We start from the raw sequence: 13887 nt of genomic DNA, 5'->3' as shown, positions 1-13887 counted from the left end.
GGGGGGGGGGGGGGTGGGCTCGCCTCAAAAACCCAACCGGGGTGTTTTGGGGGGCCCCTCCTTGGGCGCCGGCTGGCCCCCCCCCCCCCCCCCCCGCCATCCCTTCGACAGTGCACTGGCAGCCAACGGAAGAGCGACAGGCCACGCCGATGCGCGTGACCTCCGATGCCCTGATCATCCTCCAGAGCCGGCCAGCGGCCGGCACTACCGACGCGTGGGCGCTGCCCATTTAGCAGCCAGCACGCCGCGTGCACCCATCCGCGATAAACTGCGTTTTTCCCCTTGCAGGACCGTCTCCGGATGAGCTCACGCCACACCCTTTCCGTCGCCCTGATCCAGGAGCGCAACCACGGCGATGCCGAGGCCAATCTGGCCGTCATCGAAGCGCGCGTGGCTGAAGCGGCCGCACAGGGTGCCAAGCTGATCCTGCTGCAGGAACTGCACAACGGTGCGTACTTCTGCCAGCACGAGTCGGTCGATGAATTCGACCTGGCCGAGCCCATCCCGGGACCGAGCACCGAGCGCCTGGGCGCGCTGGCGAAGAAGCACGGCGTGGTGATCGTCGGGTCGCTGTTCGAGCGCCGCGCTGCCGGTCTGTACCACAACACCGCGGTGGTCTTCGAGAAAGACGGCACCCTGCTCGGCAAGTACCGCAAGATGCACATCCCGGACGATCCGGGCTTCTACGAAAAGTTCTACTTCACCCCTGGCGATCTGGGCTTCACCCCGATCGATACCTCGGTGGGTCGCCTTGGCGTGCTCGTGTGCTGGGACCAGTGGTACCCGGAAGCCGCCCGCCTGATGGCGCTGGCCGGTGCCGAACTGCTGCTCTACCCCACCGCGATCGGCTGGGACCCGGATGACCAGAAGGACGAACAGGGCCGCCAGCGCGATGCGTGGGTGCTCAGCCATCGTGGCCATGCCGTGGCCAACGGCGTGCCGGTGCTGAGCTGCAACCGCGTCGGCCATGAGCCCTCGCCGCTGGGCGCCTCGGGCATCCAGTTCTGGGGCAACAGCCACGTACTTGGCCCGCAGGGTGAGTTCATCGCCGAAGCCGGTGGCGAGCCGACCGTGCTGGTCTGCGATGTCGACCTGCAGCGCAGCGAACACGTCCGCCGGATCTGGCCGTTCCTGCGCGATCGCCGGATCGACGCGTACGGCGATCTGCTCAAGCGCTACATCGACTGACCGACCAGGACGCCCCCACCGTGACCGTGCACCTGCGCGACGCCACCGATGTCGATATCGCGGCCATCACCGCGATCTATGCGGTGGAAGTGACCGACTTCGTCAACACCTACGAGTACGAGATCCCGGAGGCGGCGGAAATGCGCCGCCGCATGCAGGACATCGTCGGCCGCGGCTTTCCGTACCTCGTGGCCGAGGTCGATGGCCGGGTGGCCGGCTATGCCTACGCCAATACCTATCGTGGCCGGATCGCCTACCAGTGGACCGTGGAGAATTCGGTCTATGTGGATGCGGCGTTCCAGGGCCGCGGGGTCGGCACCGCGCTGATGCAGGGCCTGATCGATGCCTGCGTTGCCCGCGGTTACCGGCAGATGGTGGCGGTGATCGGTGAACCGACCAATACCGCCTCCATCAAACTGCACGAGCGTTTCGGTTTCCAGACCGTCGGCGTTTTCCGCGGCCTCGGCCGCAAGCATGGCCGCTGGCTGGACACTGTCCAGATGCAGCGCGCGCTCGGCGATGGTGCCGACAGCGCCCCTTCGAATGAATGATGCAATGACCGATACCCTGATTGACGCCGGCGACACCCTGTTCGCCGGCCAGCCCGTTCGCATTGTCGAACGCGATGGCGTGCGCTACACCCTGCTGGGCACCGCGCACGTCTCGCAGGCCAGCGTGGAAGCGGTGGAACGTGCGATCGAGAGCGGCCGCTTCGATGCGGTCGCGGTCGAGCTCGACGCGCAGCGCCTGCAGGCGCTGACCAACCCCGATGCCCTGGCCAAGCTGGATCTGGTCGAGGTGATCCGCAAGGGTCGCGTCGCCCTGTTCGCCGCCAATCTCGCCCTGGCCGCGTACCAGCGCCGCCTGGCCGAACAGCTCGAGATCGAGCCGGGCGCGGAACTCAAGCGCGCGGTCACCCTGGCCAATGAACGCAATCTGCCCGTGCATCTGATCGACCGCGAGGTCGGGCTGACCTTCCGGCGTGCCTCGCAGCGCCTGGGCTTCTTCGGCAAGATCAAGCTGGTCATGGGCCTTGGCGCCGGCCTGTTCGCCTCCGAGGAAGTCGGCGAAGCCGAGATCGAGAAGCTCAAGCAGGGCGACATGCTCGAAGCCAGCTTCGGCGAGTTCGCCAGCGAGAGCCCTGCCCTGTACGAAACCATCATCGGCGAGCGCGACCGCTACATGGCCACCCGCCTGCGCGAAGTCCATGATCCGGCGCAGCGCGAAGTGCTGGCGGTGGTCGGTGCCGGTCACCTGGCCGGTCTGGCCAGGTACCTGGAAACCGATACCGACGCGCCGGGCCCGCTGCGCGAGTCGCTGGAAGACGTGCCGAAGAAGCGCAACGTTCCGTGGATCACGCTGGCGATCCTGGCCATCGTGCTGACCGGTATCGGCGTGGGCTTCTACCGTGGCGGACTGGGTGTCGGCAGCGAGCTGCTGGCGGTCTGGGCGATGTATACCGGCGGTCTGGCCGGCCTGGGCTGCCTGTTGGCCGGCAGCCACCCGCTGAGCATCCTGACGGCGATCGTGGTCGCGCCGTTCAAGCCGTTCCGGCTGAGCATCCCGACCGGTGCGTTCTCCGCGCTGGTGGAAGCGCGCCTGCGCAAGCCGGCCTACGAAGACTTCCTGAAGCTGCGCGACGATGCGCAGAGCGTCAGGGGCTGGTACCGCAACCGGGTGACCCGCGTGGTGCTGACCTTCATGCTGACCAACCTGGGCAGCATGCTGGGCCTGTGGCTGACCGGTTTCCAGGTGTGGGGCAAGGTCGCGGGGTGATTCCCGCGCCGGCTGCATAGGAAAAGGCCACGCATTGCGTGGCCTTTTTTTGTGCCCGAATGGGGGACGGGCCTCCCCTCACCCTCAAACCGATTCTGCGCCCGGCTCCACGACCGGGGCGGCCACGCCGCGGCCACGGGCGCGCTGGATGATCCGCGACACGGCCGTGCTCATGTCATCGAGCATCGCGTAGATGGTCGGCAGGAACAGCAGGCTGACCACGGTGGAGAACGCCAGCCCGCCGGCGATGGCGCGCGCCATCGGATAGTAAGGCGGGCCGTTGCCGAGCAGCTGGGTGTCGGTCATGGAGATCGGAATCATCGCCAGGATCGCGGTGCCCATCGTCATCATGATCGGGCGCAGGCGTTCGCGTGAGCCTTCCACCAGCGCCTGGGTCCGGCCCATGCCGCGGCGGCGCAGGTTGTTGATGTGCTCGATCATCACGATGCCGTTGTTCACCACCACGCCCATCAACACCAGGATGCCGATGAAGGACATGATCCCGAACGAGGTGCCGGTGATCCAGAACAGCCAGAACACGCCGAAGATCGAGAACAGCACGCCGCTCATGATCGCCGCCGGGAACAGCAGGGACTCGAACACCGCGGCCATCACCACGTAGATCATCACCAGCGCGATCACCAGATTGAACATCATCTGCGCCATCGCCTCGTTGTCGTCGCCGTAGTCGCCGCCATCGAAGCTGAAGGTGTAGCCGGCCGGGAAGCTCATCGGCTTGAGCATCTCCTCCATCGCCTTGCGGCCTTCCGGCACGGTGACCTTCTCGGCCAGGTTGGCCTTGATGGTCAGCGTGGTCTGTCGGTTGGTGCGGCCGATCTGCGTGGCCGAGGGCTTGATCGCCACATCGACCAGGCTCAGCAGCGGCACCGAGCGACCGTCGCCGGTGCGCACGGTGTAGCTGGCCAGGTCTTCCGGGCTGCTCTGCTCGGCACCGGCGAAGCGGACCCATACCGGCACTTCACTGTCACCACGGCGGAACTCGCGCAGCGGCGCGCCGCGCAGGGCCAGGCCGACGAAGCTGGCGACCTGCTCGGCGTTGAAGCCGAACGCGGCGGCGCGCTCGCGGTCGACGTGGATGGACAGCTCGCTGCCCTTCTCGCCGTTGTCGATGCGCACGTCGCGCAGTTCCTTGCGCTGGGCCAGCAGCGGCACGACTTCCTCACCGATCTCCTGCAGCATCTGGGTCGAGTCGCCGACCAGCTGCACCTGCACCTGGTTGTTGCCGCTGCCACCATTGCCCTCGCCCGAATTGCCGACCACGTAGTCGGCACGCGCGGAGCGTGGCAGGCCTTTGCGCAGCGCTTCCTGCACGGCCGGCATGTTCTTGGCATGCTCGGTGTCGAAGGTCACGATGGTGCTGCTGCCTTCCTGCTCGCTGTACCAGGAATACACCTGGGTGATGTGCAGCTGCGCGCGGTTGTCATCGAGATAACGTTCAACACGCGCTACTTCCTCGGACATCTGGCCGAAGGTATAGGCGCCCTTCCAGTTGTAGCCGATGAACACCTCGTGGCCACCCTCGCCCCCGAACATGTCGATCTTGGTCAGCTTCATCGGCACCAGGCTGACCAGCACCACCATCAGGATGCCGAACACGCTCCAGCCGCGGTGCTCCAGCGTCCACTGCAGCAGCGTGGCGTAACGGCGCTGCAGGCGTGCGATCACGCCCGTCTCCGAATGCACCAGCTTGGGCGTCTGCATGCGCGCGGACAGCATCGGGATCAGGCTCACCGCCACCAGCCAGGAGGCCAGCAGCGAGACCGAGATCGTGATCGCGATCTGCGACATGAAGATGCTGATGTTGTTGGTCTCGCCGAACAGGTTCGGCACGAACACGATGCAGTGGCACAGCGTGCCGGCACTGAGCGCGATGGCCACGTTGCGGGTGCCGATGATCGAGGCCAGCCGTGGCTGGTCGGGCATGCGCTCCCGTTCCTGGTAGATGCTCTCCACCACCACCACGGCGTTGTCCACCAGCATGCCGACCGCCAGCAGCAGGCCCATCATGGTCAGGATGTTGAGGGTGACGCCGGCGAAATACATGAAGCCCAGCGTGATCACGAAACAGATCGGGATCGCCAGGGTCACCATCAGCGTGGACGGCCAGTGGCGCAGGAAGAAGAACAGCACCGTGATCGACAGCAACAGGCCCACCGCGCCGGCCTCGGCCAGCTCCAGCAGCGAGGACGTCACCATCTTGCCCTGGTTGTCGATCACCTTGATCTGCACATCGCGCATCGAGGGCTGCTTGCGGATCGCCTCGACCTCGGCCAGTGCCGCGCGCGAGACCTCGACCAGGTTGGCGCTGCGCTCCTTGAAGATATCCAGGCCCACGGCCGGGTTGCCGTCCAGGCGGCGGCCGTAGTTCATCCGGGTGGGCTTGAGCCGGATCTCGGCGATATCACCCAGGCGCAGACCCTTGTTGTCGATCACCAGGTCGCGCAGTTCCTGCAGGTCGGTGATCTCGCCGACCGGCTGGATGCGCACGCGCTGGCCGTTGTCGTCGATCTGTCCGGCCGAGATCGAGAAGTTCAGCGTGCGCAGGCGGTCGCTGAGTTCGTTGATGCTCAGGTTGTGCGCGGTCAAGCGATCGGGGCTGATCGCGATTTCCACCTCGTTCGGCGGTGCGCCGGAGATGTTGACCCGGGCCACGCCCGGAATGCGCTCGATCCGCCGCTTGAACTCGCGGTCGAGCATGTCGTAGGCGCCGGTCAGGTCGGTGGCGCTGGCCAGGCGCACCTTCAGTACCGGATCATCGCTGCTGGACCACTTGAACACGTTGTAGCGTTGCAGGTCGTCCGGCAGGTCGCTGCGGATCGCATCGATGCGTTCCCGCGCATCCGAGGCCGCGATCGCGATGTCGCGGTCCCAGTCGGTGAACTCGATGAAGATGCTGGCGCCTTCGGAGGTGGCCGAGGAGCGCATGCGCTTGATCCCGGTCATCGTCGCCAGCGCTTCCTCGGTCGGCCGGATGATGTTGCGCTCGACCTCCTCGGGGGTGGAGCCGGTATACGGCACCTGCACGAACAGGAACGGGGCGGAGATGTCCGGCAGCGCTTCCAGCGGCAGCCGGAACGAGGCGATCAGGCCCACCACCGCCAACGACACAAAACACATGATCGTGGTGATGGGCCGGCGGATGGAGAACTCGGCAATGCTCATGCCGGCTCCCGGGCTGCGTCATGGCCGGTGCCGGCCAGCGGTGTCTTGAGGTGACGGCCGCGCTCGCGGTAGTAGGCATCACCACGACGGTCGAGCAGGTCGTACACCACCGGAATCACCACCAGGGTCAGCAGGGTGGAGACCAGCAGGCCGCCGATCACGGTGATCGCCATCGGCGCGCGCACTTCGGCGCCCTCGCCCATCGCCACCGCCAGCGGCAGGAAGCCGAACAGCGTGCACAGCGTGGTCATGATGATCGGCCGCAGGCGTGAGCGTGCCCCTTCCACCAGGGCCTCGCGCTTGGGCACACCGGCCTCGCGCAGCTGGTTGACCTTGTCGATCAGGATGATCGCGTTCTTGGTCACCAGCCCCACCAGCAGGATCAGGCCGATGAACACTACCACCGAGATCGGCTTGCCGGTCAGCATCAGCGCCAGGATCGCGCCGACCAGGGCCAGCGGAATGGTGAACAGGATGACGAACGGGTGCAGCAGCGATTCGAACTGCGAGGCCATCACCAGGTAGACCAGGAAGATCGCCAGCCCGAAGGCGAAGATCAGCGAGCGTGCCGAGTCGGCCAACTCTTCGCCCTGCCCGCCGATGTGCATGCCGACCCCGGCGCCCAGCGGCTGGCTGGCGACCATGTCCTGCACTTCGCGCACGGCGCCGCCCAGATCGATGTCGCGCAGGTTGGCCGAGACCACCGCCACGCGGGTCTGGTCGGCGCGGTGGATCTCGCTCGGGCCGTTGGTGGCGACCACTTCGGCGACCGCATCGAGCGTCACCGGCCGGGTGCTGCCCGGATTGACGATCAGCCGGCGGATGCTCTCCACGCTGGCCCGGTCACCTTCCTGGGCACGCACCAACACATCGATCTTGCGGTCGCGGAAGCTGTAGCGCGTAGCCACGTCGCCGCGCACCTTCTTGACCACCACATCGGCGATCTGCCGCGTGGTCAGGCCGAGCGCACCGGCGCGCTCCTGGTCGAAGCGGATCTGGATCTCCGGGAAGCCCTCCTCCACCGTGGATTTGACGTCGGCGTAGTGCGGGTTGTTGCGCAGCATCGCCGCCAGCGCCTTGCCGGCGGTTTCCAGCGTGGCCATGTCCTGGCCGCGCAGCTCCACTTCCAGCGGCGTGGAGAAGCTGAAGAGCGCCGGGCGGGCGAAGTCGACCTGCACCCCGGGGTGCTGCTGCATCGATTCGCGCAGCCGCTCGGTGATCGCCGCTTCGGTGCGCGCGTTGCCGCCACCGGCCATCACCACGGTCAGCTTGCCGATGTTCTCGCCACTCTCGGTCGGGCTGGCATCCAGGCGGGTGCCGCTGCCACTGACGCCATACAGCGAGGCGATGCTGTCGTCCTTGGCATGGGCCAGCTGCATCTCGCGGACCAGCGCATCGGTCTGCTTCAGCGGCGTGCCGGCCGGCAGCTTGGCGGTCATTTCGAAGCGGTCCTGGGCCAGCTGCGGGATCAGATCCGCGCCCAGCATCGGCACCAGCGCCATCGTGCCGACGAACGCGAGCGCCGCCAGCCCGAGCACCTTGCCCGGGTGATGCAGCGCGCCCGGCAGCAGCTTCAAGTAACCGCGCTCGGCACCGGCGTACGGCTTCATCGCCACATCGCTGGCCTTGCGCATCACCGGCCCGACCACGGCCACCAGGCCGCGCCAGACGCGGATCACCGACCAGGCAATCCCGAAGCAGATCCAGCGCACCACCGTGCCCACGCCGCGGCGGCTGCCGGCGACCGGCTTCAGCCAACGGCTGTCCGGCTGCCACGGCTGATGCGCGGGCTCTTCCGGGAACGCCAGCGGCGGGCGGCCCTTCAGCGAGCTCAGCATCGGGATCAGGGTCATCGAGACCAGCAGCGAGATCGCGATCGCGATCGCCACGGTCAGCGCCTGGTCGCGGAACAGCTGGCCGGCGATGCCGTCCACGAACACCAGCGGCAGGAACACCGCGATGGTGGTCAGGGTCGAGGCGACCACGGCCATGCTCACTTCGCGGGTACCGACAATGGCGGCCTGCAGGATGCTCAGGCCACGCTCGCGCGCCTTGGCGATGCTCTCCAGCACCACGATGGAGTCATCCACCACCAGGCCGGTGGCCAGCGCCAGCCCACCGAGTGACATCACGTTCAAGCTCAGGCCGAGCTGACCCATGAAGAAGAACGTGGTGATGATCGAGACCGGCAACGACAGGCTGATCACGAACGTGCTCCAGCCATCGCGCAGGAACAGGAAGATGATCAGGATGGCGAGGATGCCGCCGATCACCGCGTCTTTCTTGACGTCGCTGATGGCATGTTCGATGAAACGCGACTGGTCTTCGATCGTGGTCAGTTCGGCATCGCCGGGGACCTGGCCCTTGATCTGCTCCAGGCGCGCCCGCAGCGCCTCGGCGGTCGACACCGTGTTGGCGTCGCCCTCCTTGTAGATCGCCAGCTCGACCGCTTCCTTGCCGCCGAGGCGGATGATCGCTTCGCGTTCCTTGTAGCCCTGGCGCACGGTGGCGATGTCCTTGAGCCGCACCGGCACGCCGTTGGCGATGTTGGTGGAGCTGCTGCTGGACGCACTCTGCGCGGCAGACGCAGCGGCCACGGCGGCATCCGAGCCGGTCGAGGCCGCGATCGCGAACATCTGCTGCATCGCTGCATCGGCGGCGCTGCCGTTGCTGCTCTGGGTGGTCACCAGCAGGTTGCGGATGTCCTCCAGATCGGCGAACTGGTTGACGGTACGCACCAGGTAACGCTGCGAGCCCTCCTCCAGGCGACCGCCGGAGATGTTGATGTTCTCTTCCTTGAGCCGCTTGATGACGTTGTCGATCGGCAGGTTGAGCTGGGCCAGCTTCTGCTGGTCGATGTCGACCTGGATCTCATCCTCCAGGCCACCGCCGACCTTGACCGCGGCCACGCCGGCGACCGGCTCGAGCTTCTTCTTCAGGTCTTCATCAGCGTAGCGGCGCAGCTCGGTGAGCTGGCGCACGGCTTCGGCGTCGCTGGACGCGTCGGTCCTGGCCGAAATCACCAGGCGCATGATCGGCTCGGTGGACGGGTTGAAGCGCAGCAGCACCGGGGACTTCGCCTCCAGCGGCAGGTTCAGCGCTTCCATCTTGTCGCGCACCTCCAGGCTGGCCTGGTCCATGTTGGTGCCCCAGGCGAACTCGAGCACCACATCGCTCTGCCCGGTACGCGAGATCGACTTGAGCTTGCGCAGGTTCTTGACCACGCCGACGGCCTCTTCGACCGGCTCGGTGATCAGCGTTTCGATTTCCGCCGGGGCCGCACCGGTGTACTCGGTGCGCACGGTCAGGGTCGGGTAGCTCAGGTCGGGCAGCAGGTTGACCTTGAGGTTGCCCAGCGCGATGAAGCCGAACAGCATCAGCGTGACGGTGAACATCGCGATGGTGACGCGGCGGCGGGTGGCGAACTCCACCAGGCCGCCGCCGTGGGCACCCGGGCGCTCGCCCCGGTGCGGATCGTTGCCGTGGTCGTTGCCGGCCGCTGTCATTGACGGCTCTCCGCCTTGGCCGGTGCCGGTTTCGCAGCGGCGGTGGCGGCCGGCTTGGCGCCGATCACCTGCACCGCGGTGCCATCGCGCAGCGCGACCTTGCCGGCGGTGACGACCTGGTCACCCGCGGCCAGACCGTCGCGGATCTCCACCCAGGGGCCTTCGGCATACCCCAGCTTGACCGGCACCCGCGCGACCTTGCCCTCGCGGACGCGGAACACCGCCGGCTCACCGTCGTCGAGCAGCGCCAGGCGCGGCACCACCAGGGCATCGGCACGCTGGTCATAGTCGATCCGGATGCGCCCGAACATGCCCGGCTGCAGGCCTTCGGCATCTTCGCCGAAGCCGCTGACCACGCGGAACGTCCCACTGCCGGCATCGACCACCGGCGAGATGCGGTCTACCGTGCCCGGGAAGGTCTTGCCCGGCAGCGCATCGGCGATCAGCGTGACCGGCTGGCCCGGGCGCAGCGTGGCCAGTTCGCGCTCGGGAACGTTGAGCGTGGCTTCCAGGCGCGAGTTGTCGACGATGCGGAAGATCGGCGTGTTGATCTGCACGAAGTTGCCGGTCTTGATCGAGCGCGAGGCGATCACGCCCGAGATCGGCGCGATCACGGTGGTGTAGGACAGCTCCAGCGTGGCCAGGCGGTACTGCGCACGGACGTTCTCCAGGTCGTACTTGATCTGGTCGACGTCGGCGGCACTGACCATCTGTTGACCGACCAGTTTCTGGGCGCGCTGGTAGTTGTTCTCCAGCTTGCGCAGCTGCGCTTCGCTCTGGGCGACCGCCAGGCGTGCGCGGTCCGGGTCCAGCCGCACCAGCGGTTGCCCGGCACGCACCTGCTGGCCTTCTTCGACCAGTACCGCCAGCGCGACGCCGGAGGTCTTGGCGACCACCTGCGACTCACCCCGCGGCTCCAGTGCGGCGGTGCCGGTGTAACTGGCGGCGACGGCGCGACGGCTGGCGGCGACGGCTTCGACCGGCACGGCGTCGGCGGCCTTCTCGGCCTTGCCGTCTTTTTCAGCGGCCTGGGCTTCAGCCGGCCCGGCACCGCCGCAGCCGCTGAGCAGCAGCGTCGTGGTGATCAGCAGTGCAGCGGCACAGCGTCCGGTGCGGCCGGGCAGGAAAGATTGTCGCGACATCGTCGTGTCCCTAAGGATGCGTGGGCAGGTGTGGTAGCAAAGTAATGCACCACGTCACGACCACACCATATCCCAAAGGTCATGGTGACCTGCGGCGATGGCTTCCCGGGCCCGGTTTCAGCTAGATGAAATCGCAGGCTATACTCGGCCCAGTTCCGTACCCCACGCCGGAACGACCAGACCCGTTTATCGGAAAAGGACATCATGCGCCCGCAGCCGCTCGCCGCTTGTCTCGTTCTGGCCGTCCTCCTGCCCCTCGGGGCCGCCGCACAGGCCGCAACACCCGCTCCTGCCGTACCCGCCACACCCGCTCCGGCCGCCACCGCGCCGGCGCCTGCCGCCGTCACCGGCCGGTTCGACAATGGCCGGGTGCTGGCCTACACGTGCCAGGGGTGCCACGGCATCACCGGGTACAAGAACGCCTACCCCAGCTACAAAGTGCCCAAGATCGGCGGGCAGACCCGTGAGTACCTCAGCCAGGCGCTGACCGAGTACCGCCACGGCAAGCGCAAGCATCCAACGATGCAGGCGCAGTCGATGAGTTTCAGCGAACAGGAGATCGCCGATCTCGCTGTTTACCTGTCCACCGTCAAATAAGCGCGCTCATGTCGAAAGCCACGCCACTCCAGCGTTACGCCATCGCCCTGTCCGTTGCCCTGCTGATGACTGCGTGTTCGCAGTCACAGGTGGAGAACAGCGCAGATTCCGCCGCCGATCCGGGCCACGCCAGTGGTGAACACGGGTCCGGCTCCTCCGCCGGCCTGCCGGCCGGTCGCATCGCCGCCGGTGAGGCGCGTGCCCAGGTCAAGGGCAAAGCCACCGGCCAGAGCTGCATCGACTGCCACGGGGCGGACGGCAACAAGCCGATCGACCCGACCTACCCGAAACTGGGTGGGCAGTACGGGGATTACCTGGCGCACAGCCTGCAGGCTTACCGCGCCGGGGATCGCCAGCACGCGCTGATGACCCCGCAGGCGACCGACCTGAGCGATCAGGACATCGCCGATCTGGCCGCATATTTCGGATCACGGCCGACCCAGCTGCGGGATCTGCACGGGTTGAAGTGACGGCGCAAGCCGTCACGTGTAGAGCCGACCGTTGGTCGGCTGTCTTCCGTCCGGCGCCATGAAGCCCTGACAGGTAGTGCCGGCCGCTGGCCGGCTGCCATCAGCCACGCATGGCGTGGCTGCCCCTGCCCGGTTGCCGGATCAGGCGTCCAGCTCTTCCCAGCGCGCGTATGCGGCATCCAACTCGGCCTGCACCTTGGCCAGCTTCGCATTGTGCGCGGCCATGTCGGGCGCGCTGCGCTGATAGAACGCGGGGTCGTTCATCGCGGCGGTGAGGCCTTCGACATCCTTCTCCAGCGTTTCGATCTTCAGCGGCAGCTGCTCCAGCTCACGCGCGTCCTTGTAGCTGAGCTTGCGCTTCGGCTCGGCCGGTGCCGCCGCGGCAGCGGTCGCCGCAACGGGCTTGGACGCCACTACCGGTGCGGACGCCGCCGCGGCGGCCACGCGTGCGGCATGGCGCTGCCAGTCGGTATAGCCGCCGACGTATTCGCCGACCACGCCGTCGCCTTCCATCACCATCGTGGAGGTCACCACGTTGTCCAGGAAGTCACGGTCATGGCTGACCAGCAGCAACGTGCCGGTGTAATCGCTCAGCAGCTCTTCGAGCAGCTCGAGGGTTTCCACGTCCAGATCGTTGGTCGGTTCATCCATCACCAGCAGGTTGGACGGCTGCGCGAACAGCTTGGCCAGCAGCAGGCGGTTGCGCTCACCACCGGACAAACGGGTGATCGGCGCGCGGGCGCGCTCGGGCGAGAACAGGAAGTCCTGCAGGTAGGCATGCACGTGCTTGCGCTTGCCGTTGAACTCGATGAAATCGCGGCCCTCGGCCACGTTCTCGATCGCGGTCCAGTCTTCGCGCAGCACCGCACGGTACTGATCGAAATACGCGATCTGCAGGTTGGTACCGGCACGCACCTCACCGCTCTGCGGCTGCAGGTCGCCGAGCAGCAGCTTGAGCAGCGTGGTCTTGCCGCTGCCGTTCGGCCCGATCAGGCCGATGCGGTCGCCGCGCAGAATGACGGTACTGAAATCCTTGACCATCACGCGCTCGCCGAAGGCGAAGGAGATGTCCTTGACGTCGATGACCTTCTTGCCGGAGTTCTCCGCCTGTGCGGCTTCCATGCGCACGTTGCCACCGAGTTCGCGGCGCTGCGAGCGATCGTTGCGCATCGCCTTGAGGCGGCGCACACGGCCTTCGTCGCGGGTGCGGCGGGCCTTGATGCCCTGGCGGATCCAGATTTCTTCCTGGGCGAGCAGTTTGTCGAAGCGCGCGTTTTCCTGCGCCTGCGCGTTCATGCGCTCTTCGCGGCGACGCTCGTAGTTGGCCCAGTCGCCCGGCCAGCTGGTGACCTGGCCGCGGTCGATCTCGACGATGCGGGTGGCCAGTGCACGCAGGAAGCGACGGTCATGGGTGACGAACACCACGCTGCCGTTCCAGTTCTTGAGGAACATTTCGAGCCAGTCGATGGCTTCGATGTCCAGGTGGTTGGTCGGTTCGTCGAGCAGCAGCAGATCCGGCGAGGACACCAGCGCGCGGCCGAGCAGCACGCGGCGCTTCATGCCGCCGGACAGGCGCGCGAATTCGGCCTCGCCATCCAGGTCGAGCTTGGTCAGGGTTTCGCTGACGCGCTGGTCCAGGCCCCAGCCGTTGGCGGCGTCGATCTTGGCCTGCACGGCCGACAGCGCATCGCCGTCGAAATCGTCGGCCATGCTCAGGTGATGGAATTCGGCCAGCCACTGGCCCAGTTCGCCCAGGCCGTCGGCGACCACGTCGAAGACGCTGCCGGCGGCACCGTGCGGCACCTCCTGTTCCAGGCGGGTGATGCGCACCCCCTGCTGCACGCGGACTTCGCCATCATCGGGCTTGTGATCGCCGGACAGCAGTTTGAGCAGGGTCGATTTGCCGGCGCCATTGCGCCCGATCAGGGCGATACGCTCGCCCGGCTCGATCGACAGTTCGGCTTTTTCCAGCAACAGGGGGCCGCCGACGCTGAAGTCGACGTTTTGCAGAGTAATCAGAGGCAT

Annotated in this window: 9 protein-coding genes; 5 read left to right on the top strand and 4 right to left on the bottom strand. The window is 66.9% G+C overall.

From position 1 onward, the window contains the following. The first annotated feature begins 300 nt into the window (after positions 1 to 300). From ABE424_RS03905 to ABE424_RS03895, 3 genes are read left to right on the top strand one after another with little or no spacing between them, the layout of a single operon-like run. Entirely contained in the window at positions 301 to 1188 is an 888-nt protein-coding gene (locus ABE424_RS03905; RefSeq protein ID WP_346490893.1) for a carbon-nitrogen hydrolase, read from the top strand. A 20-nt stretch (positions 1189 to 1208) separates the two neighbouring features. Further along, positions 1209 to 1739, top strand: coding sequence for an N-acetyltransferase family protein (locus tag ABE424_RS03900; RefSeq protein WP_346490892.1), 531 nt, complete (start codon positions 1209 to 1211; stop codon positions 1737 to 1739). A gap of 4 nt (positions 1740 to 1743) precedes the next feature. Further along, the gene (locus ABE424_RS03895; RefSeq protein WP_346490891.1) at positions 1744 to 2964 is read left to right on the top strand and encodes a TraB/GumN family protein; all 1221 of its coding nucleotides are present in this window, start codon (positions 1744 to 1746) and stop codon (positions 2962 to 2964) included. Between the two features lie 84 nt (positions 2965 to 3048). Here ABE424_RS03895 and ABE424_RS03890 read toward each other — a convergent pair whose 3' ends face one another. From ABE424_RS03890 to ABE424_RS03880, 3 genes are read right to left on the bottom strand one after another with little or no spacing between them, the layout of a single operon-like run. Beyond that, on the bottom strand, positions 3049 to 6147 hold the full coding sequence (locus ABE424_RS03890; protein WP_346490890.1) for an efflux RND transporter permease subunit: 3099 nt from the start codon (positions 6145 to 6147) through the stop codon (positions 3049 to 3051). Next, positions 6144 to 9653 (bottom strand): efflux RND transporter permease subunit, encoded by a 3510-nt coding sequence (locus tag ABE424_RS03885; protein ID WP_346490889.1) that lies wholly within the window; start codon positions 9651 to 9653, stop codon positions 6144 to 6146. The genes ABE424_RS03890 and ABE424_RS03885 overlap by 4 nt, the downstream gene beginning before the upstream one ends. After that, the gene (locus ABE424_RS03880; RefSeq protein WP_346490888.1) at positions 9650 to 10795 is read right to left on the bottom strand and encodes an efflux RND transporter periplasmic adaptor subunit; all 1146 of its coding nucleotides are present in this window, start codon (positions 10793 to 10795) and stop codon (positions 9650 to 9652) included. Before ABE424_RS03880 ends, ABE424_RS03885 begins: the two co-directional genes overlap by 4 nt. A 204-nt stretch (positions 10796 to 10999) precedes the next feature. On the opposite strand from ABE424_RS03880, the gene ABE424_RS03875 reads away from it, so the two are divergent. Next, the gene (locus ABE424_RS03875; RefSeq protein WP_019183109.1) at positions 11000 to 11392 is read left to right on the top strand and encodes a c-type cytochrome; all 393 of its coding nucleotides are present in this window, start codon (positions 11000 to 11002) and stop codon (positions 11390 to 11392) included. 8 nt (positions 11393 to 11400) lie between these two features. Further along, positions 11401 to 11862 carry a cytochrome c gene (locus ABE424_RS03870; RefSeq protein WP_019183110.1) on the top strand — a complete coding sequence of 154 codons (462 nt, stop codon included), beginning with the start codon at positions 11401 to 11403 and terminating at the stop codon, positions 11860 to 11862. 141 nt (positions 11863 to 12003) lie between these two features. Here the strand turns inward: ABE424_RS03870 and abc-f are convergent, their stop codons facing one another. Beyond that, a complete protein-coding gene (abc-f, locus tag ABE424_RS03865) occupies positions 12004 to 13887 on the bottom strand; it encodes a ribosomal protection-like ABC-F family protein (protein ID WP_346490887.1) in 1884 nt (627 codons plus the stop codon).

Source organism: Stenotrophomonas sp. TWI1149, from assembly GCF_039673155.1.
Taxonomy (GTDB): Bacteria; Pseudomonadota; Gammaproteobacteria; order Xanthomonadales; family Xanthomonadaceae; genus Stenotrophomonas; species Stenotrophomonas maltophilia_AA.
This window is presented reverse-complemented; position numbering and strand designations above follow the sequence as displayed.

Bases quoted from the DNA above. Each gene is read 5' to 3' on its own strand.
- ABE424_RS03885 (WP_346490889.1), bottom strand. From the start codon at position 9,653: ATGACAGCGGCCGGCAACGACCACGGCAACGATCCGCACCGGGGCGAG.
- ABE424_RS03875 (WP_019183109.1), top strand. From the start codon at position 11,000: ATGCGCCCGCAGCCGCTCGCCGCTTGTCTCGTTCTGGCCGTCCTCCTG.
- abc-f (WP_346490887.1), bottom strand. From the start codon at position 13,887: ATGCCTCTGATTACTCTGCAAAACGTCGACTTCAGCGTCGGCGGCCCC.
- ABE424_RS03870 (WP_019183110.1), top strand. From the start codon at position 11,401: ATGTCGAAAGCCACGCCACTCCAGCGTTACGCCATCGCCCTGTCCGTT.
- ABE424_RS03895 (WP_346490891.1), top strand. From the start codon at position 1,744: ATGACCGATACCCTGATTGACGCCGGCGACACCCTGTTCGCCGGCCAG.
- ABE424_RS03905 (WP_346490893.1), top strand. From the start codon at position 301: ATGAGCTCACGCCACACCCTTTCCGTCGCCCTGATCCAGGAGCGCAAC.
- ABE424_RS03890 (WP_346490890.1), bottom strand. From the start codon at position 6,147: ATGAGCATTGCCGAGTTCTCCATCCGCCGGCCCATCACCACGATCATG.
- ABE424_RS03880 (WP_346490888.1), bottom strand. From the start codon at position 10,795: ATGTCGCGACAATCTTTCCTGCCCGGCCGCACCGGACGCTGTGCCGCT.